Here is an 18,354-nt window from a genome sequence, read left to right on the forward strand (position 1 = left end):
TAACGTCCTTAAACGATGGGCGCATTCACGCGCTTAACTACTTCACGTGTGCTTTCCTTTCCCAGCTTGTCGGTCACGGTCTCGCGAAAAACCACCGAATCTCCCGTGATCTTCTCCACCACTCCGTTGAAGACCGGATCGGTTTCGCGCAGGAAGTAGGCGCGGTGCGCGCTGTTCTCAACCACCGCGATCATTCCGTTCTGTGATTTCACAATTCCCTTGAGCGCGATCTGATCGATCATCAGGCACTTCTTCCCCGTCTGGCACCCTGGACCTCGGCCAGTGGCCCGCACGATTGGGCTGATGAAAGGATCCCGCCGCCCAGCCGCGCCACTCAGCGACACCCGCTGTGCCAACTCAGGCGTTTCCGGCATCACCGGCTTGACCAGCGAGGATTTCTTCACCCCCGACTTATTCTGGGTTGCGCTGTCCAAAGTCGCTGATTTCGTTTTCGGGGTTGTCGCCTGAGTTTTTCCTGCAGAGGCAGGAGTGAAAGTAGTCGCCCCGGCGGACTTCGACGCCGCCTTGGCAACCGGCTTGGCTGCAACCGGGGCGCTGGTAGCCGTCGCAGCTGAGGAGGGCTTACTTGGCGCCTTAGCGGCCGGCTGGTTGTTCACGGCCGTAGAAGAAGCAGGTTTCGGCGTCTTCACCGGCGCGGCGGTGTGTTGGCTGCTCTGCGTCGCGGAAGCAGTAGCCGGTTTTGCAGCCGGCTTGACCGGCGCGGCGCTGGATTGACTGCCCGCAGCCGAGGAAGAAGCGGCCGCCTGAGTGGCCAGCGTCTTTACCGCGTTGGCGGTCTGAGCTCCCTGCGCCCACGCAATACTGGCGGCCATTAGGACGAATACCATGCACTTAGTCAGCTTCATAACGGTTCCCTGCTACTTCCCTGCCGGCGCTCCCGGTTTAGCCGGAGCCGGCGCTGGTACCTCCGCGCGACTGAAATAGGTTGTAGCCACGCAGGTGGCAACCACGCTCTCACCCGGCGCATATTCGTAGCGGTGCTTAACTTTGGCATCGCTGGCCTTGTTGACGGTTGCCATCTGCAGAGCGGACACGTTGATAATGCGTTCCAGCTTGGCCAGACGATCGAAGAAGCCCAGCACCGAGTAGTACGGTCCGTCCAGCTCCAGTTCAAACGGCGCCTCGGCAAAGAATTCCTTGTTCTGAATCGCCTGGGCGGTGAAACGGCGCACTTCTATCCCGGAAGCAGCCGCGGTCGACTGCACCAGGCGGATGAAGTTATCCGCTTCCTTCTCGTCCGGCACGATGCGTTTCTGGATCTCGAGCTGTTGCTTCAGGCTCTCGATTTGCCGATCCATGTCAGCCAACTTACCCACGTACGGCCGGAGCGAGTCGTTGTCCGCTTTCACCGCGGCCAATTTTCCCTCGTTCTTCTTGTTCTGATCGGCCAGCGGCTTGATCGTGAGATACCACGCCAGCCCGGTCACTACCGCGGCCAGTCCGACCACGATTCCGAGTTTCGATCCAAACGGCAGTTCGTTCCACTTGGCCATGATTCCCGTCCTGCCTACGACTTCTGCTGCGGTTGCGCTGACGGCGCCGGTGACGGCGGCAGCTTCTCGCAGGTGATAGAAAACTGAAATGCCTGCATGTCCTTTACGGTGTCGTCCTGATAGGTTTCCCTGATCTCAATCGATTTGAAGTAGCTGGATTTTTTCAAGTTGGTCATCAGGTTGGCGACTGCGGTGGAGCTCAGCGCGGTACCCTGCAGGTTGATCACCGCTCCGCTATCGTTCATGGTGTTGAGCCACACCGCATCCGTGGAGTTCACCGTGCTGGCCAATGCATTCATCAAGTCGGTGGGACCTGACTGGTTGGCCTGCAACTGATGAATCACTTTCACCCGGCGGTCGTAAAGATCAAATTGCTTCTGACGCTCCAGATATTTGGCTTTCACCTCGGCTAACCGCCGGTTCTCGGTCTGCGCCGTATCCAACTGCTTCTTGAGGTCCTCGGCTTTCTTGTTCAGTCCCCAATACCACAGATAGTTGCCACCGATAGTGAGCGCCGCGATCAGTGCCGCCACCACCATGATGTTCGGTGGCTCTTTGGTGCCCAGAGTGATTGCCGGTCCCTTGGCCTTCTTCGGTCTGTCTCCACCCAGCAGGTTGATGCGAATCATAGGCTTTCAAAACTCCTCAGGGCCAAACCCACGGCCACGGCTAATTGCCCCGCGTTGCGCTCGACCAAACTCGAGGCTCCGGGGCCATATTCAATGCGGGCGAACGGGTTCAGAATTTCGACCGGCAACGAGAACTCCTGGCGCAGCGCTTCCATCAGGCCGGGTACACGCGATGAGCCACCTGCCAGATAGAGCCGCTCGATGTGCTCACCCGCCGCGGTGGCGCGGAAGAAGTCAAAGGTCTTCTGGATTTCCAGCACGATGATCTCGGTCACCTGCTGCAGGATGGGTTGCTTGGCATCCTCGCTCACCGTCCCCACCTTCTCGCCCAGCTTGAGAGACTCAGCATCATCGAAGCTGAGATCGAGTTCCTTCTGCAGCGCATCGGTGTATTGGTGGCCACCCACGCTTACGTCGCGGGTAAACAGGGGAGTCGTGCCTTTGAGGATATTGATGTTCATTACGCTGGCGCCCAGATTCAGCAGCGCCACCGTGGAGCCCGGCGCCGGGTCGTAGTTGTATTCGTAGCAGTTCTGCAGCGCGAAAACGTCGATGTCCACGATAGCCGGGGTCTTGCCCGCCATCGACAGCACGTTGGTGTAGTTGAGAATCTTGTCCTTCTTTACCGCCACCAGCAGCACGTCCATCTGCGGGCCCGTCAGATCGTCGGTGAGCACCTGGTAGTCAATGTTCACGTCGGCGATATCGAACGGGATGTGCTGCGCGGCTTCGCTGTTGATGCTGTCAGCCAGTTGCTGCTCTGTCATGGTCGACATGGTGATTCGCTTCACGATCACCGAGTGCCCGCTGACCGACGTGGCCACCTGTTTGGTCTTGATGCTGTGTTCGGCAAAGAGCTTGCCGATGGCACTGGCCACGCTGGGACTGTCCATGATCATGGAGTCCACCACCACATCGTTGGCCAGCGGTTCAACTCCGGCGTGAGCCAGTTCCAGCCCGCCACGGGAGCGCTTCAGTTCCACCGCCTTGATGCTGCTCGAACCGATATCGAGTCCCACAATCGACTTGGAGCCACCGAATGAAAACATAGTCTGTTCCGCCTCTAACGACTGGCTAGGGCACGCGCCGGTCTGGGCCGCTTTTTGCCTTTGCCGTCTCCTACTGTACTTTTGCGTTCCATCCAGGAATCCAGGATGGTCTTCTTGAACTTCCAACGATTGCCCAGCTTGAACGCAGGAATCTTCTCCTCGTATACGTACTTGTAGAGCGTGTCGGGGCTCACGCCCAAGTACTGCGAAGCCTGGCGGATGTTCATCACTTCCGGCGCATCGGCCATAATCCGTGTAGCCCTTTCCAGAGGTATCGACGTGCGCTGACAACCAACAGAGCTGTACGCGCGCTGGACGCCGCGTGGTCCCTTTTGCAGGGAATCAAAAACTCTTTGGTCTCGGGGGGTGAACTACGAGCGTGCTGGTTATATCAAGGAGAAGCCGGTGGGTGTCAAGGATAACTTCCGGTTTTTGCCGTTATCTTCCGGGTTTCCCGGTAGTTCATGGCCTTCTGGTCGGATGACAAAACGCCAACAGAGTGTATTTTTCTGCGCCTCCGGACACCAGATATTGTGGTCTTAATGTAGAGAGCTCCAAATCTGGCCGCCAAAGTAACGAAGGGACTAGCCCGAAAAACGGCAAAAAACCAAAATTCCACGGCGTTCGGCATAGTTCGTCCGATAAGCAAACTACAAATCTGTGAACCAAGCCGGTTTCCCCCGTGAAGGAGGGAGGAACTTCTCGACGCTCGCGCCGCAAACAGTAGGCGTAATGGCGCAATTCCACCCGTCACTCGCTAATCTCTAAGGGGCCATCTTGCGGCCGTCGCCGAGGATCCATGTATTCCCAGCTGGCTACATGAATTTTCATCCGCAACGGATTTGAGACGGAATAACCTCGGGCGGCAGGAACGGCACTTTCGGCTCAATTCAGTTGTTATAATCGAATCGCAGCGCACCCGTGGCTCAATTGGATAGAGCGACGGCCTCCGGAGCCGTAGGTTACAGGTTCGAGTCCTGTCGGGTGCGCCATAGCTTCCCTGGCAATCCAAGATCGCTTTTGATCCGCCTTTGGTTATTTCTGCGACATCTGAGAGGAGTAGTGGTTGGCAACCAATCGCCAGCGCCCTTGCTGCTCGACCCACACCCTGGTGAAGCGAGTGTCTTGGGGAACAGTCTTGCCCTTGTCCTCTCCCTTCATGGTTGACCGTCCCGTCTCGACAGCCGTGTTTCCATAGACGCGCACTTGGACGTCATCGGTCGTTATGGACTGGAATTTCAACGTACCCGACGTGAAATCTGCAATGACCTGCGGCTTGGTTCTAACGGTGCCGCTTGGCCCTACGCCGATAAAATCATCTGCATAAAGACGGTCAAAAGCTGCAGCATCCCCGTGGATCTGCGCTTGAATGCGTTCATCATCGAGTTTGCGTATGATCTGCTCAACGCTGGCGTGTTGAGCTCTGCTCCCGCCTTCTTTCTGCGCGGCGGCGAAAGCGGCAGTCACAAGTAGGACGACGACAACGAGTGTTTGTCTCATTGATCTTTTCTCTGGATGTTCAGAAAGCCGGGTCCGAGCAGCGGCCTTCGCAGCGCCAACAATTGCGCACGCGTGGGCGCAATGACGATGTCGACGTCGCGAGTAGACCGGGGTACACCATGGGCTGAACTCGCCACCGAACCGGTCAGCATGTATGGCATCTGAGCCCGTTCCAGCGCGGGCGTCAGCCGCGAGAGCAGGTCTTCCAGGGCCAGGCGTTGCGCTGGGAATTGCTGCCCGGCTCGGCCACCATCATGGCCAGAGCGCATCCGTGGTCAAAAGCGTAGCGCATCGCCTACACCCGTACCAAGTGGCGGCTAAGTCCGGGTCAAGCCGGGTCAAGTATGGTCGCGCTTTCGCGTAGTCAAGAATATAAGTTAGCTAATCTTTACGTTGTTAGCCACAACGCAACCAGCGGGCCCCAATCCTACCAGGGAGAAGTTGGCCACCAGAATGTTCTCTACCACCACGCTCGGACAGTCGATGGCCAAGGATGGTGGAAGTGAAGGGCCAGTACCGCCGGAAAAAAATGTATTGTTCCGCACCAGCGAATTTGCTGGCAACACGACCTCGGTCGACAGGTTGAAGGAGAGAGGACTGAAGGCGGGGTCGAACGTCTCAGTCTTTACCTCTTCCAGCGTCATCCCATCCGAAAGAACGAATGCTACAGGCGAAAGCTGGTACTGGTTATCCGCCCCGGCCACTGCAGTAGCGGTAACTGTGCCGTTGCGAACAGAGACGTTGTGCAGGCCGCCCGGCCCGGTAATGCAGCGCACCGCATTGATGGTCCCCGATTGTGGCTGTACCGAGCATTGGACGTTGAATCCGGCCAGATCGAGGGTGACGTTGTCAGCGTTGATAAAGATTGTGTCTTTATTCAATGGCGCAACCAGGTTCCCCGACAATTTGTAGCTACCGGGTTGCGAAATCGTGTACGGGTATCCCCCGGCGGCTAGCACGGTTGCATTGTTGATCAAAATCACGCCATCCACCGCAAAGGCGCAGGCGGAAAGCAGGCCCATAGCCAGCAGTACGAGCACACTTGTCCTCATGACGCTTGTTCTCCTTCTTAGATTGATCGAATCGGGCCCTGAGGGTTCGGACTATCTTCTTTCAAACTCGCTTCAGCCGTCGCAGATACAAGCGCGCCATGGCCGCCAGTCCTGCGCACATGGGCAAGAATTCAGCCGGTTCCGGAACAGCCGCTGCTCCCGTATAGGAGTAGGTCGTGACCGACCCATGAATGTCGGTGACTCCATCGTCCTCAAGGAGTTCCATCGGCAGCAGACCAACGATCGCCGTCGCGGGAACATTCTGCGCATTCAAGCTCGCGGCTGGAATCTGGAAATTAGCCGCCAAGAAGTTGCCGACATTGCAGGCACTCCCAGTCGTCAGACAACCCAGGAGACTAATGTCGAAAAAACTACCGTCGGTAATTACGGAAAGGCTGATCGTATCAAAGGCAGTTTCGGTGGCGGAGGCAGCGGCATCGACAAAACTCATAGTTGCGCCAGCGAGGGGATTAAAGGTGCCAGCGCCGGTGATGGATCCTGGGAAATCAAGGGTCACGGTATAGGCATCACCGTCCGCAATATTGTTCAAGGACGGGTTGTTCACGGCGGGCCCTGTGCCGTCCGCCGTGGACTGGGTGATCACGCCGCTAAAAGTGACTTCATCGGCCAAGGCTGCACTGACGAACAGACCTACCATCAGCGCCGCCAGTGCCAGACGGGCCCAGTGGGAACTAATCGACGAATCGAAACGTAATGATTGCTCGCGCTTCGCAGTCCCTTGGTCCATTTCCACTTGGATTTGCCCTCTCTTCTATTGACTGGTTTGCTTGTGGTTAGAGTAGTCCTTCAGAGACGGGCAGCCCTTTGGTTGACAAACCCATTCCTTCCACGAACGGGGAGACGTCACCTGCCCGGTCCGCCTCCCCCAAGGACGCTGGCAACACATCCGTGCGGACCGGGCTTGTGACCTCGTTTCGCCCACTAACTTGGGCAATCCGCGTGCCAAATTTCTCTGCGCCGAAGAGTCGATATCTCAGCAGCTTAGAAATTGTGATGTGCAAATCGCACCAGGCAGTGTGCAACCATTTGCGCTTTCATGCCCAAACTACGGCTCCTGCCGGACTATTGGCGAATACGTGGGTTCACTGCGGAATACAGCAGGTCGGTAAGAAAATTCACGGCGACGTACGTCAGCCCGATCGCCAATATGCAGCCTTGCACCAGGTAATAATCGCGATTAGAGATGGCCTGCACCGTCAGCCGCCCAATTCCCGGCCAGGAGAAAATCGTCTCTGTAACGATCGCTCCCGCCAGCAGCGCGCCGAATTGCAGTCCGATCACCGTCAGCACTGGAATCATGGCATTTCGCAAGGCATGCCGATAGACCACCGCGCGCTCCGGCAAACCCTTGGCGCGAGCCGTGCGGATGTAATCCTGGTTGAGCTCCTCCAACATCGAGGTGCGGACCATCCGCGTTAGGATGGCAGCGAGCGCGCCACCCATAGTGACTGCCGGCAGAATGATGTGCGCGAAACTACCAGAACCGGAAACCGGCAGCCATCCCAGCTTAATAGCGAAGAGGAGAATCAGAATCGGCCCCAGCGCGAAATTGGGGAATGATAGCCCAAGCAGGCTCACAAAGCTGATCGCCCGGTCGTCCCAGCGGTTTCGCCGCTGCGCGGAGTGTACGCCAGCGGGAATCGAGAGCAGCAGCGCCACCGCCAGCGAGGCCAGGGTCAGCTTCAAGGTGAAGGGATAGCGGTCCCATAGCAACTTCGCGACATTCTGATTAAAGCGGATCGATTGCCCCAGATCTCCCCGTAACACGCCTTTCCAATAATTTAGGTATTGCTGCCCGAGTGGTTGATCGAGACCGTAAGCCTGCCGGGCCGCTTGTACATCTGCGCTGGCCGCTCCTTCTCCCAGCATTTGTTGGATTGGATCGCCGGGCACCAGATGGATCAGCAGGAAGACTACGGACACCACCACCCAGATCACTGGCAAGGTGTAGAGCAAGCGCGATCCGAGGAGACGAAGCAATTCAGTTAATCCTCATGGGTTGTCGCCTCGTGTACCGAAGTAATCCTGAGGGTGCCCCCTTCAAGCAAGCTTGGGCGGGGTCTTTTGATTCCTTGCTGTTCACTTTCTCGCTCCCGCTTCCTGGTCGGCAACCGCTTGCTGTTCCAAGGCTTCGATTTTTACCCGCGCGATCCGCCGTCCTTCCATTTCCATGACTGTAAAGCGCCGGCCTTCATAGTTCACCACGTCTCCCACCCTGGGCAGTCTTTGCAGCTCGGCAAGGATGAATCCCGCCAGGGTTTCAAATCCCTGATCCCGCGGCAGCATGACGTGATACAGCGTCTCAAGGTCGCGGATGTTCACCGATCCATCCAGCACCATGGTGGAGGCCCCCGGCGCAAGCGGCTGCAGAGCTATATCAAACTCGTCTTCGATCTCTCCCACAAGCTGCTCGAGCACATCCTCCACTGTGATCAAACCCGCGGTCGAGCCAAATTCGTCGACCACCACCGCCAGGTGACGCTTGCTCTGCTTGAACTCCACAAGCAGGTCTGGGAGCAGCTTGGTTTCCGGTACTACCAGAACGTCGCGCATGATGTTGCGCACTTGCATGCTCTCCAGGCGCAGGGCGCTCTCTCCGTCGGGATACATCAGGCGCAGCCGCATCCAGCGCGAGATGTCCTTGCTGTATAGCAAACCAATGATGTGTTCAGGACCACGAATCGGGTCATAGACGGGTACCCGCGAATGCTGTTCTTCTACCACCCGCGACATGGCATCAGCGAGAGACAGATCGGCGGGCAAGGAGAATATTCTGGTGCGCGGGACCATCACCTCACGTACGCTGATGTTTCCCAGCTCCAACGCGCGCAGCAGCAGGTCTTCCTGAAACGCCGGCATCATCCCCATGCGGCGCGAGGCGGTGACGATCTGCTTCAGCTCTTCTGTAGAGTGCACCCCGCCTTCGCGGATCTTCTCGATTCCGAACAGGCTCAGCACCATCTGTGACGAACTAGTCATCAGCCGAAGGAAAGGCCGCGTCACCCTCATGAAAAAATCCATGGGAGCCGCAACCGCAAGCGCCACTCGCTCGGAGCGCTGCAGCGCCAGCGATTTGGGTACCACCTCGCCCAGAATGACCAGCAGGTAGGTGATCAGACAGAACGACGTTACAATCGCGAGGCCATGCGCGTAGATGCGCGCATAGGGCACATGCCCGATCCAGACCTGAAATAGCGCCGCCAGTACCGGCTCTCCAATCCAGCCCAGTGCCAGGCTGGTAAGCGTCACCCCTAATTGCACTGCATTGAGGAGGTCTGTGAGCGAGGAATGAAGTTTCTGCACCGTGCGCGCGCCCATGCGATGGGCTTCGATCAGTTGCTGAATGCGCGCGCTGCGGATGCTGACCAGCGCGAATTCTGCAGCCACAAAAAAGGCATTGGCCGCCACCAGCAGCAGCACCGCCAGGATTCTCAGCAGAACAGAAGCCAGCATTAAGTCGCGATTCTAGCACTCGGCAAACCACTACCGGACATGGTTCCAGAACGGGAAGCTCGTCCCCAAGTATCTCTAAACATGCGATTTGACCGGGGACAAACCACCGTACCCATCCGCCTTTCGGTTGTGAGCACCTCCCTTTCTGGGCCAGAAATAAAGCTCAAACTCACCGCAGACCGTTGCTTTCCTTTGGTCTGCTTCCTTGTCTAATCTGGGGGTTACTGATATGCAGTTAATTCCGAAAGCGGGAAGGCGTCTTCGATTTAGGCTCGGTGTGCACTTTTCCCCGATATCATTTCTGTGAGGCAAGAAAAAATCAGGAACCAACCAGCGACTCGCTCCGTACCAATAAACAGCAAAGGAGCAGGAGGCCACTGTGGCAAACGGTAACGGCAAAAAGAAAAAGAAACGGCTCTTTTATATCGTGGGATCCAGTGTTGGGATCCTGGTAATCGTTCTGGCCGTGGTGGCTGCTACCCGCGGTGGCACCAAGATCGATCCTTCCAAGCTGGGAAAAGTCGAAAAAGGCGATCTGGCCAAGAGCGTGGTCGCTACCGGCAAAGTGGAGCCGATCATCAAGGTGGAGATCAAGTCCAAAGCCAGCGGCATCGTCAAAAAACTATATGTAGACACCGGCGATAAGGTGAAGGAGGGGCAAATTCTGGCCGAGTTGGATAAGGCAGAAATCGAGGCGCAGGTCCGTTCTCAAAGGGCCAACCTGGAGGCTGCCGAAGCCAGCCTGCGTTCCACCGAGGCCGACTATGAGCGCGCCAAGGTCGATGCCGAAGGCCCGGATATCCCGATGCTCCAGCGAGCCTATGCGCGCGCTCAAAAGATGGCGCGCGAGGGTGTAGTCTCGGAAGCCAACCTGGATGATGCCCAAAAAGCCTACGAACTGGCGGTCAACAAACGCGACGTGGCGCGCGCACAGATGGGTGTCTTGAAGGCGAAAATTTCCCAGGCGGCGGCGCAGGAGCAGAGCGCGAAAGCAGAATTGAAGCGCCTGGAAGAGCAGTACAGCTACACCACGATCGTTGCCCCGCTCGATGGCGTGGTGCTCTCGCGCGATGTGGAAGTCGGAGATGCCGTCAGCTCGATCCTGGTCATGGGTTCCGCCGCCACCCTGATGATGACGCTCGGCGATATCAGTGAGGTCTACGTTAAAGGTAAAGTCGACGAAAGCGATATCGGACGCGTCTACCTGGGCCAGCCGGCGCGCATCAAGGTGGAATCTTTCAAGGACAAGACGTTTACCGGCAAGGTCACCAAGATCTCTCCCATGGGCGTCGAGAAAGACAACGTCACCACCTTTGAAGTGCGGGTTTCCATCAATAATCCGGGCGGCGAATTGAAGGCTGCCATGACCGCCAATGCCGAAATTATCCTCGACGAACATAAAGGCGTGCTGATGATTCCCGAAGGCGCGGTCATCTACGACAAAGACAAGAAGTCTTTCGTGGAAATTCCCGTGCCCAGCGCGAAAGATGGCAAGAAGAAGATTGCCGTGAGTCTTGGTATCTCCAATGGCGCCAAGGCTGAGGTACTGGGAGGCTTGAAGGAAGGCGACCAGGTCGTGCTGCAGTAATCCCGCCATTCCAAAACGGCGCGCTCAATCAGTCTGCGCCGAGGCCCAGGCCAGGGATAGCAGCACCAGGGGTCTCTGTGGTCCCTCCAGCGCAGAGACCCTTCTCTCAAAAGATGTCAAAATTTCCACCCAGTTCCGGCTTTGAGACGGGAGGAGTGTGATGAAGTTCCGTTCCAGGTTGCTGCTGACATGTGTAATGACGTGCGCCGCGCTGCTCGCAATGGCCGATTCACGGTCCGAAGGCTCGTTCGATCGCACTCTGAGTGTCAGCGGTCCGGTTGATCTGGATGTGGAAACCGGCGCCGGCAGCATCGAAGTGCGATCCGGTTCATCCGCCAGTGTCGTGATTCACGGCCGCATTCGCGTGAACGGCTTAGCTTGGTTCAGTGGCGATCCGGGGGACAAGGTGGAGCGCATAGAAAAGAAGCCTCCCATCGAGCAGAACGGAAACTCGATTCGCATCGGGCGAACCCATGAGTCCAGCCTGTTCCAGAACATCTCCATCAGCTACGTCATAGAAACGCCCGCGCAAACGCGGTTGACTTCGCAAACTGGTTCGGGCACCCAAACGGTGGCAGGGGTGAACGGGCCAGTGCATGCTAAGACGGGGTCGGGATCGGTCCGCGTCGAACAGACTCATTCCGATATCGAAGCCACCACAGGTTCCGGTGCGATCGATCTGAATGACATCCACGGCGGAGTGCGGGCCAATGCGGGGAGCGGCAGCATTCGCGCGCACGGAATTGCCGGCAGCTTCCGCGCCACTACTGGGAGCGGCAATATCGATCTCGTCCAATCCTCTCCGGGATACGTTGATGCTCAAGCCGGGTCGGGCTCGTTGCGCCTGGAGAACATTCAGGGAAATCTCCATGCCAGTACCGGTAGCGGCAGCATCACCGCCGGTGGCCAGCCCAGTGGCAGCTGGGACCTGCGCAGCGGCTCGGGAAGCATTTCGGTGAGAGTCCCAGGCGACGCCCGCTTCGACCTCTACGCCCACACCAGTTCGGGAAGCCTGCAACTAGATGTGCCGGTGGAGGTGCAGGGAGAGATCAGCAAGCGAGAAATTCGCGGCAAAGTGCGTGGCGGCGGAAGTTTTGCACTGAACGTACACACCGGATCAGGAAGTATTCGCATTCAATAAGGGCCCTTCGCGTTGTCATCCTGGGCGCGGGCCCAGCATACCGACGAGGCCCGAGTCGAAGGACCTTGCGTTTCGCATCACCTTATGTCCTCTGGTCAGCTTGACTTCAATCACAGCCGCACGCTAACTTCGCCCTGCTTCCTCCGATCCAGCCTGATCTTATATGTATCGGTTGGCGCGGGCGAAAAGAGGCTACAGTGGCCCTAGAGCGCATCATTACCTTCACCACCGATTTCGGCATTACTGACCATTACGTAGGCGCGATGAAAGGCGTGATTCTCAACATTAACCCCCACGCCCGCATCGTGGATATCAGCAACAGCGTTCAGTCCTACGACGTCCTGGATGGCGCCATGGCCATCGCCCAGGCTTACAGCTATTTTCCCTACGACACGGTGCATATGGTGGTCGTTGACCCAGGAGTGGGCACCGCCCGGCGGCCTCTGCTGGTGCGCACGGAACGTTTCCTGTTCCTGGCTCCCGATAATGGGGTGTTGTCCTTCGTTTTTGAGCGCGAGACGGAGCGGCTGGAAGTACGGCACATCACCTCGGATCATTACTTCTTAAAGCCGGTCAGTCATACTTTTCACGGGCGCGATGTTTTTGCCGCCGTCGCCGGATATCTGAGCAAAGGGATGGAGATATCCAAGTTTGGCGACGAAATATCCGACTTTGTGCGCTTCGCCGCCCCCAAACCTAAGCAGGTGAATCATCAGACGATCAAAGGCATCGTGCTGAAGGCTGATAAGTTCGGCAATCTGATCACGAACATCACCCCCCAGGACCTGCCGCAACTTTTCGCCGCTGAGCCGCCTCCGTTCAGGATCAGCATCGGCAAGAGTGAGATCAGCAAGATGAAGACCGCCTATGCCCAGGGAACGCCCGGGGAAGTGTTTGCCATTCTGGGTAGCATGGGGTTTCTGGAAATCGCTGCCAATCGCGGGTCCGCCGCCCGCTTGGTCGGTGCCGAAAAGGGCAGCGACGTCAGCGTGCTCGTCGAGAGCGCACGTCCTGCCAAAGCGCAATAGCCAGAACCACGTGGGAACGGACGTCCCGTTCGTTCAGGTCGAGGCGGAGCCTCGTCGGATGTTCTCGCTCGCTTTAAAAGGGCGCCGCGCCACGTGACCAACGCAACGTGAAAGCTGTGAAGGGGCACGACTTCAAGTCGTGCCCTGGAAGGTCCTTCCCCTTTCACCTCAAATCCATTGTCATCCCGACCAAGCGTGGATTGACTTGCTTTTTGCTCATGCCGTCCCCAAAAACCCCGGTAGCCAATCAAGCGATCGTATCCCGTCGGAAACGCCTTCATGATGACTCTGCGGTTTTGGCCTTGGGCCGGGCGTAGTGCTCCATCTCCGAGGTCCACTTCAGGAAACGAATCATCTCCGCCCGCTCCCGCCACAAGAATCCCCAGAACTCGAAAAAGCCGACCTGGTTCATCTTGACTCCGCAGTAGGTCTCGATTCGCCACCGTAGATACGGACTCCGCCACGGCGCCAGCCGATGACCACGGGTGGATCCCCAAAGAAAACGCACAATTGGACGCATGCTGGTGATCCAAGTCTATCAGTTCGAAATTGATATCCATCGGTTCGCAATCACTTACTCTGTCGGGTGAGGTGCCGTTAGCTCCCCATCCCGACGTGGCGCACAAATTCGCTCTGCTAGAATTTTTTCTGGATCGGAAGCGCATGAGCGATCAAAGTTCACGGCAAGCCGCAGAAGAGCTCTACTACCAGGCTCTGGATCTGTTTGCCGACGGCAAGCATGCCGAAGCTATTGAGCAATACAAACAATCTTTGGCCGCCGATCCCACCTTCACCGAGGCCATGCATGGTTTGGCCCGCGCCTACCAGGAAAACAATCAGCTGGATGAGGCTATCGCGGTCGCAAACCGCATCGCCGAAGTCGATCCTGATGACGTGCTCGCTCACACCAGCCTTTCCATTCTGTATCAGAAAAAGGGCATGGTGCCGGAGGCCGAAGCCGAGGGCAGCAAAGCCCGCATCCTCGGCTGGAAACAGCAGCTCAGAAAAAAGTAGCAAGACAGCAATCAGTAATCAGTTCTTGGTAGTCAGTTACCAGCAATAAGTAACCGCTATTCTGAATCCCAGCCTTGTCTTGGCGAAGTGTCCCTGCCAGCACATTTGGAATCGAAGGCTGTTGCTGAGGGCCAATGGCCAATTGCTGAGTGCTGACTGCTGAGTGCTGCTCTTACAACTCGTACTTCTTCAGCAGATGCCGGAATGAGCGATAAGAAAGCTTGAGCAATTCCGCTGCCCGGGTCTGGACTCCATTCGACTGGCGCAACGCGGCTTTGATCAGATCGCGCTCGAGGTCGGCTACATAGCGCTCCATGTCCAGCCCGTCGGTGGGGATCGACGTATGACCATTGCTTCCGTTCGGACCATTGGCGCGAGCTTTGGGGCGTTCCGACGGAAGTTCCACGTGCAACTCTTCCCCGCTCTCCAGCGCCACGGCGCGCTCAATGGCATTTTCCAGTTGGCGCACGTTTCCGGGCCACTCGTATTCCGTAAGGTCCCTCAGCGATTCCGCCGCCAGACGCACGATTTGCTTGCCCGCGGCGGGAGCATATTTCTTAAGAAAATGATTGGCCAATAAAGGAATATCTTCCCGCCGCGAGCGCAGTGGAGGAACCGAGATTGGAATCACATTCAGGCGGTAATAAAGGTCTTCCCGAAAGCTTCCCTGGGCAACCAGCTCATCCAGATTCTTGTTGGTAGCGGCAATCACCCGCACGTCGATGGAAATCTCGTCCGTCCCGCCCACCGGCCGCAGACAGCGCTCCTGCAGCACGCGCAACAGCTTCACCTGCATGGTGAGGCTCATCTCGCTGATCTCGTCCAGGAAAATCGTGCCCTCATTGGCTACTTCGAACAGGCCGGCCTTGTTCTGGTTGGCCCCAGTAAAAGCTCCCTTGACGTAGCCGAATAATTCGCTTTCCAGCAGGGTTTCGGGGAAGGCTCCGCAGTTTATGGATACGAAGGATTCCGCTGCTCGCGGCGAGCAGGCGTGGACAGCGCGGGCCACCAGTTCTTTGCCCGTGCCGCTCTCTCCGTGGATGAGTACCGTACTCCCGGTGGTGGCCACGCTGCGCACCGTTTGTTTCAGCTTCTCCATGGCCGGGCTCACGCCCACAATATTGTCCAGCGAGTTCCGGCCCGCGGCATCGCGGCGCAACGCGAAGTTCTGCCGGCGCAGACTCTGCTTCTCCACCGCGTTCTTAACCGCCAGCTTCACCTCATCGATCAGGCCCGGGCCTTTGCGAATGTAGTCGAAAGCCCCTCCCGCCTTGACCGCCATTACCGCCGCCTCCAGATCATCCACCGCCGTGATCAGAACCACCAGCGAGTCTGGGGAAACCGTGTGCGCGTAGCGCAGCACTTCGATGCCATTGATGTGCGGCATACGGATGTCGGTGATCACCACATCGAATAGCGCCGATTCGAGCTTTTTCTTACCCGCTTCGCCGGAGGTAACGGTCTCCACCCGGTGCCCTTCCTTGCGCAGCGAAATCTCCAGCATTTCGCAGATCGAGCGTTCGTCGTCACAAACCAAAATATTACCCATGACTCGCCTTCCCTGAGGTCGCAGCCGCCGCTCCCACGACTGCCGGCATCTCCGATGCTGCCGCCATCTCCTTTGCCTCTGTCGGCGCCTCGGACACAGCTGAACGTTTCAGATGAATGGTGAACTCCGCTCCCTGCTTCGGAGCCGACCGCACTGCAATTCGGCCACCGTGCGCCTGCACAATCTGGTACACGATTGCCAGCCCCAGTCCCGTGCCGCCGGAAAAACCGGACTGAAAAGGCTCGAAGATTTTCTCGATGTCTGGACCATGCATACCATGTCCCGTGTCTTGGAAGCTGATCATCCAGTGACTCTCGGAACCGCGCAGCGAAACCGTTAGCGTGCCTCCTTCCGGCATAGCGCGAATAGCGTTCTCGCAGATGTTCCAGAAAACCTGCTTCATGCGGTTGGCATCGGCCACCACCCAGGCGCTGTTGGACTCTAGATTGCGCACGATGCTGACCGGTGGCTGCGCTTGTTTGAAGTTGTTCCCCAGCGAAGGCAACCGGTTTTCCAGCAACATCAGAGTGTCTTCCAGCAGAGGCAGCAGATCGACGTTGGCGTACTCGTACTGCTTTTCCCGCGTGTAGGTCAGAAAATCGGAGATGATGTTGTTCAGCCGTTCTGATTCCCGGTTCACAATCTCGACCAGCATGCGCTGTTCATCGGAAAGCACGGCTACGTCCGATAGCACCTTCACCGATCCGGCTATGGAAGAAAGCGGATTGCGAATCTCGTGGGCAATAGCTGCCGCCATTCGCCCCACCGCCGACAAGCGGTCCCGCAGCCGAACCTCGCGTTCCAGGCGGCGGATTTCGGTGAGATCATCGAACGTATAAACGCTGCCCATCACTCCCCGCTCCGGAACCGTTAACGTCGAGCAGATCATTCCAAAGGTTTTTTGCCGTTGCCGGCTGTTGGGACAGATGGCGCGAATTTCTGCGTGCGAAGATCCGTACTCCGGGCTGGGTAGGCGATCTAAAAAAAGCTGCCCCACGGGCTGCCCCAGCAACTCAGACGCAGGACGATTGAGCAGCTTTTGCGCCGCCGCATTCACGAAGGTTACGTGACCTTCATTGTCCGTGGTGATCAGCCCCCCACTCATCGAGTGGATGATGTTTTCGTGCAGCGCCTGCAAGTTCTCCAGCGCCCCGCTCTTGTCCTTCAACTGCACATCCGCCTGCCGCAGCTTGCTTACCAGCAAACCGGAGAGATACGCGATCGCAAGGTAGGCGAAGAAGCTGATGCCAATGGTGACCTGCAACGAGCGCAAGTCAGGATGAGTGGCTGAGTAAGAGTGGATCAGGTCGAAATAGGACAACTCCAGCAGCCCGCCATAAAGAACGAAAGCCAGAGCGGCTACCAGATAGGCCCAGGCCTGCGGCAGCAGAATCGTGCCCACGATAATGATCAGGGGGAAGAGAAAATTGAAGTAACTGTCGATGCCACCCGTGACATACACCAGCACCGTGGCCAGAATCAGGTCCACCAGGACCTGAAGCCGGGCCTGGAACTTGAAATCACGCCACAGGAACACCAGCGCCGCGAAGAAAACCGAGATGGTATAGCAAACCAGGATGGCAACCACGAACAGCCCCCGCTGCATGGGCCGGGAGGTAAGTTCAGAAATCGCCAACTGGATGCCAAACAGGAAGGTGATGATGATAATCCGGACCTTGACCAGCCACGGGACCCAGGAAGCCTCATTGAGCTCGGCTTGCCGGTCCGGAGTCATCCGCGCGTGTTGCTGCCCTGCACTCATCCTGCGCCTTCAGCGTTCTCTCGCTTGCTAGCCGGATAGCTTGGCGATCATCGAGAACAGCGGCATGTAGAGAGAAATTACAATGCCGCCCACGGCGACGCCCAGGAAGGCGATCATGATCGGTTCAAGCAGCGTCAGCATGTCTTTGGTCGCCGCATCGACTTCATCTTCGTAGAAATCGGCGATCTTCTGGAGCATGTTGTCCATCGCGCCGGTAGCTTCACCGACTCCGATCATCTGCGTCACCATGTTGGGAAACACACCGCTTTCGCGCAACGGATCCACAATCGTGCGGCCTTCTTCAATAGCCTTCCGGACCCTCATCAGCGCCTGTTCGAGCACGGCATTGCCGGACGTACGGGCAGTGATGTTCAATGCTTCCAGAATGGGCACACCGGAGGTTAGCAAAGTCCCCAGGGTGCGGCTGAAGCGGGCTACCGCAATCTTACGCAGCACCATGCCCAGTACGGGCAACTTCAGCATCAGCGAATCCCAGGCATAGCGGCCCTTGGGATCCTTGCGGATCTGCTTAATGGCGAAAAATAGCAGGACCATCCCACCGATGAAGACCCACCAAAAACGGGAGACCACGTCGCTCAGGCCCATCACAATGCGCGTGGGCAGCGGCAAGTCCACTTGCAGGCTGGCGAACAGATTTACGAAGATGGGAACCACGAACTTCAGCAGGGCTCCCACAATCAGCACCGCGATAGACACCACCGACACCGGGTAAATCAGCGCCGACTTCACCGCCGCCCTGAGCTTCACGGCTTTCTCCACGTAGGCTGCCAGGCGCTGCAGAATGGTGTCGAGAATACCGCCAGTTTCGCCCGCCTCAATCATGTTGGTGGTGAGGTCGTCGAAAATCTTGGGATAGCCGCGCATAGCGTTGGCCAGGGTCGCACCGCCTTCCACCGTGGTGCGGACCCCGGTCAGCGCCTTCTGGAAGGCCGGATTCTCCTGGTTGGCAGCCAGGATCTCCAGACACTGCACCAGCGGCAAACCGGCATCGATCATCACCGAGAACTGGCGGAAAAAGATCGCGACGTCCTTG

The 18,354-nt window shown here is 57.5% G+C and carries 19 protein-coding genes and 1 tRNA gene; 5 read left to right on the forward strand and 15 right to left on the reverse strand.

All coding sequences use genetic code 11. The features are described 5' to 3' along the window. Positions 1-8: 8 nt before the first annotated feature. From VEG30_13835 to VEG30_13855, 5 genes are read right to left on the reverse strand one after another with little or no spacing between them, the layout of a single operon-like run. Positions 9-866, reverse strand: coding sequence for a hypothetical protein (locus VEG30_13835; protein ID HXZ81006.1), 858 nt, complete (start codon positions 864-866; stop codon positions 9-11). Positions 867-878: 12 nt separating this feature from the next. Further along, a complete protein-coding gene (gene pilO / locus VEG30_13840) occupies positions 879-1,514 on the reverse strand; it encodes a type 4a pilus biogenesis protein PilO (protein HXZ81007.1) in 636 nt (211 codons plus the stop codon). 14 nt (positions 1,515-1,528) lie between these two features. After that, positions 1,529-2,143, reverse strand: a complete 615-nt coding sequence (locus tag VEG30_13845; protein ID HXZ81008.1) for a PilN domain-containing protein — start codon at positions 2,141-2,143, stop codon at positions 1,529-1,531. Next, a complete protein-coding gene (pilM, locus tag VEG30_13850) occupies positions 2,140-3,192 on the reverse strand; it encodes a type IV pilus assembly protein PilM (GenBank protein HXZ81009.1) in 1,053 nt (350 codons plus the stop codon). Before pilM ends, VEG30_13845 begins: the two co-directional genes overlap by 4 nt. Positions 3,193-3,206: 14 nt before the next feature. Further along, entirely contained in the window at positions 3,207-3,440 is a 234-nt protein-coding gene (locus VEG30_13855; protein ID HXZ81010.1) for a helix-turn-helix domain-containing protein, read from the reverse strand. A 667-nt stretch (positions 3,441-4,107) separates the two neighbouring features. On the opposite strand from VEG30_13855, the gene VEG30_13860 reads away from it, so the two are divergent. Next, positions 4,108-4,184, forward strand: a tRNA-Arg gene (locus VEG30_13860). Positions 4,185-4,227: 43 nt separating this feature from the next. On the opposite strand, the gene VEG30_13865 is transcribed toward VEG30_13860, so the two are convergent. The 6 genes from VEG30_13865 to VEG30_13890 all read right to left on the reverse strand — a co-directional run bounded on the left by VEG30_13865 (position 4,228) and on the right by VEG30_13890 (position 9,218). After that, on the reverse strand, positions 4,228-4,692 hold the full coding sequence (locus VEG30_13865; protein HXZ81011.1) for a nuclear transport factor 2 family protein: 465 nt from the start codon (positions 4,690-4,692) through the stop codon (positions 4,228-4,230). Further along, positions 4,689-4,961: a hypothetical protein gene (locus VEG30_13870; GenBank protein HXZ81012.1), complete on the reverse strand. Its 273-nt coding sequence runs from the start codon at positions 4,959-4,961 to the stop codon at positions 4,689-4,691. Before VEG30_13870 ends, VEG30_13865 begins: the two co-directional genes overlap by 4 nt. 108 nt (positions 4,962-5,069) lie before the next feature. Further along, positions 5,070-5,744 (reverse strand): hypothetical protein, encoded by a 675-nt coding sequence (locus VEG30_13875; GenBank protein ID HXZ81013.1) that lies wholly within the window; start codon positions 5,742-5,744, stop codon positions 5,070-5,072. A 61-nt stretch (positions 5,745-5,805) separates the two neighbouring features. Further along, positions 5,806-6,492: a hypothetical protein gene (locus VEG30_13880; GenBank protein HXZ81014.1), complete on the reverse strand. Its 687-nt coding sequence runs from the start codon at positions 6,490-6,492 to the stop codon at positions 5,806-5,808. Between the two features lie 335 nt (positions 6,493-6,827). Further along, complete coding sequence (gene nikB / locus VEG30_13885; GenBank protein ID HXZ81015.1) at positions 6,828-7,745, reverse strand: nickel ABC transporter permease; 918 nt, start codon at positions 7,743-7,745, stop codon at positions 6,828-6,830. Positions 7,746-7,844: 99 nt separating this feature from the next. Continuing rightward, positions 7,845-9,218 carry a hemolysin family protein gene (locus VEG30_13890; GenBank protein HXZ81016.1) on the reverse strand — a complete coding sequence of 458 codons (1,374 nt, stop codon included), beginning with the start codon at positions 9,216-9,218 and terminating at the stop codon, positions 7,845-7,847. Positions 9,219-9,597: 379 nt separating this feature from the next. Between VEG30_13890 and VEG30_13895 the strand changes: the two genes are divergently transcribed. The 3 genes from VEG30_13895 (at position 9,598) to VEG30_13905 (ending at position 12,975) form a co-directional block, all read left to right on the forward strand. Next, positions 9,598-10,806: an efflux RND transporter periplasmic adaptor subunit gene (locus VEG30_13895; protein HXZ81017.1), complete on the forward strand. Its 1,209-nt coding sequence runs from the start codon at positions 9,598-9,600 to the stop codon at positions 10,804-10,806. A 160-nt stretch (positions 10,807-10,966) separates the two neighbouring features. Then, positions 10,967-11,947 carry a DUF4097 family beta strand repeat-containing protein gene (locus VEG30_13900; GenBank protein HXZ81018.1) on the forward strand — a complete coding sequence of 327 codons (981 nt, stop codon included), beginning with the start codon at positions 10,967-10,969 and terminating at the stop codon, positions 11,945-11,947. A 197-nt stretch (positions 11,948-12,144) separates the two neighbouring features. Next, the gene (locus VEG30_13905; GenBank protein ID HXZ81019.1) at positions 12,145-12,975 is read left to right on the forward strand and encodes an SAM-dependent chlorinase/fluorinase; all 831 of its coding nucleotides are present in this window, start codon (positions 12,145-12,147) and stop codon (positions 12,973-12,975) included. A 277-nt stretch (positions 12,976-13,252) separates the two neighbouring features. Here VEG30_13905 and VEG30_13910 read toward each other — a convergent pair whose 3' ends face one another. After that, positions 13,253-13,495 (reverse strand): hypothetical protein, encoded by a 243-nt coding sequence (locus VEG30_13910; protein ID HXZ81020.1) that lies wholly within the window; start codon positions 13,493-13,495, stop codon positions 13,253-13,255. Between the two features lie 143 nt (positions 13,496-13,638). Here VEG30_13910 and VEG30_13915 point away from each other — a divergent pair, with 143 nt between their 5' ends. Next, the gene (locus VEG30_13915) at positions 13,639-13,989 is read left to right on the forward strand and encodes a tetratricopeptide repeat protein (protein ID HXZ81021.1); all 351 of its coding nucleotides are present in this window, start codon (positions 13,639-13,641) and stop codon (positions 13,987-13,989) included. Positions 13,990-14,161: 172 nt separating this feature from the next. Here the strand turns inward: VEG30_13915 and VEG30_13920 are convergent, their stop codons facing one another. The 3 genes from VEG30_13920 to VEG30_13930 all read right to left on the reverse strand — a co-directional run. Then, positions 14,162-15,538: a sigma-54 dependent transcriptional regulator gene (locus VEG30_13920; GenBank protein ID HXZ81022.1), complete on the reverse strand. Its 1,377-nt coding sequence runs from the start codon at positions 15,536-15,538 to the stop codon at positions 14,162-14,164. Then, positions 15,531-17,300, reverse strand: a complete 1,770-nt coding sequence (locus tag VEG30_13925) for an ATP-binding protein (protein ID HXZ81023.1) — start codon at positions 17,298-17,300, stop codon at positions 15,531-15,533. Before VEG30_13925 ends, VEG30_13920 begins: the two co-directional genes overlap by 8 nt. Before the next feature lie 27 nt (positions 17,301-17,327). Beyond that, positions 17,328-18,354 (reverse strand): type II secretion system F family protein (locus VEG30_13930; GenBank protein ID HXZ81024.1); only part of this gene is annotated, 1,027 nt, incomplete at its 5' end.

The sequence above is a fragment of the Terriglobales bacterium genome, assembly GCA_035624455.1.
Lineage (GTDB): Bacteria > Acidobacteriota > Terriglobia > Terriglobales > Acidobacteriaceae > DASPRM01.

Excerpts from the sequence above, each read along its gene's own strand:
- VEG30_13875 (HXZ81013.1), bottom strand. The coding sequence starts at position 5,744 with ATGAGGACAAGTGTGCTCGTACTGCTGGCTATGGGCCTGCTTTCCGCC.
- VEG30_13900 (HXZ81018.1), top strand. The coding sequence starts at position 10,967 with ATGAAGTTCCGTTCCAGGTTGCTGCTGACATGTGTAATGACGTGCGCC.
- VEG30_13890 (HXZ81016.1), bottom strand. The coding sequence starts at position 9,218 with ATGCTGGCTTCTGTTCTGCTGAGAATCCTGGCGGTGCTGCTGCTGGTG.
- VEG30_13870 (HXZ81012.1), bottom strand. The coding sequence starts at position 4,961 with ATGCGCTCTGGCCATGATGGTGGCCGAGCCGGGCAGCAATTCCCAGCG.
- VEG30_13910 (HXZ81020.1), bottom strand. The coding sequence starts at position 13,495 with ATGCGTCCAATTGTGCGTTTTCTTTGGGGATCCACCCGTGGTCATCGG.
- VEG30_13845 (HXZ81008.1), bottom strand. The coding sequence starts at position 2,143 with ATGATTCGCATCAACCTGCTGGGTGGAGACAGACCGAAGAAGGCCAAG.
- VEG30_13920 (HXZ81022.1), bottom strand. The coding sequence starts at position 15,538 with ATGGGTAATATTTTGGTTTGTGACGACGAACGCTCGATCTGCGAAATG.
- pilM (HXZ81009.1), bottom strand. The coding sequence starts at position 3,192 with ATGTTTTCATTCGGTGGCTCCAAGTCGATTGTGGGACTCGATATCGGT.
- VEG30_13925 (HXZ81023.1), bottom strand. The coding sequence starts at position 17,300 with ATGAGTGCAGGGCAGCAACACGCGCGGATGACTCCGGACCGGCAAGCC.
- VEG30_13855 (HXZ81010.1), bottom strand. The coding sequence starts at position 3,440 with ATGGCCGATGCGCCGGAAGTGATGAACATCCGCCAGGCTTCGCAGTAC.
- VEG30_13865 (HXZ81011.1), bottom strand. The coding sequence starts at position 4,692 with ATGAGACAAACACTCGTTGTCGTCGTCCTACTTGTGACTGCCGCTTTC.
- VEG30_13880 (HXZ81014.1), bottom strand. The coding sequence starts at position 6,492 with ATGGACCAAGGGACTGCGAAGCGCGAGCAATCATTACGTTTCGATTCG.
- VEG30_13915 (HXZ81021.1), top strand. The coding sequence starts at position 13,639 with ATGAGCGATCAAAGTTCACGGCAAGCCGCAGAAGAGCTCTACTACCAG.
- VEG30_13835 (HXZ81006.1), bottom strand. The coding sequence starts at position 866 with ATGAAGCTGACTAAGTGCATGGTATTCGTCCTAATGGCCGCCAGTATT.
- pilO (HXZ81007.1), bottom strand. The coding sequence starts at position 1,514 with ATGGCCAAGTGGAACGAACTGCCGTTTGGATCGAAACTCGGAATCGTG.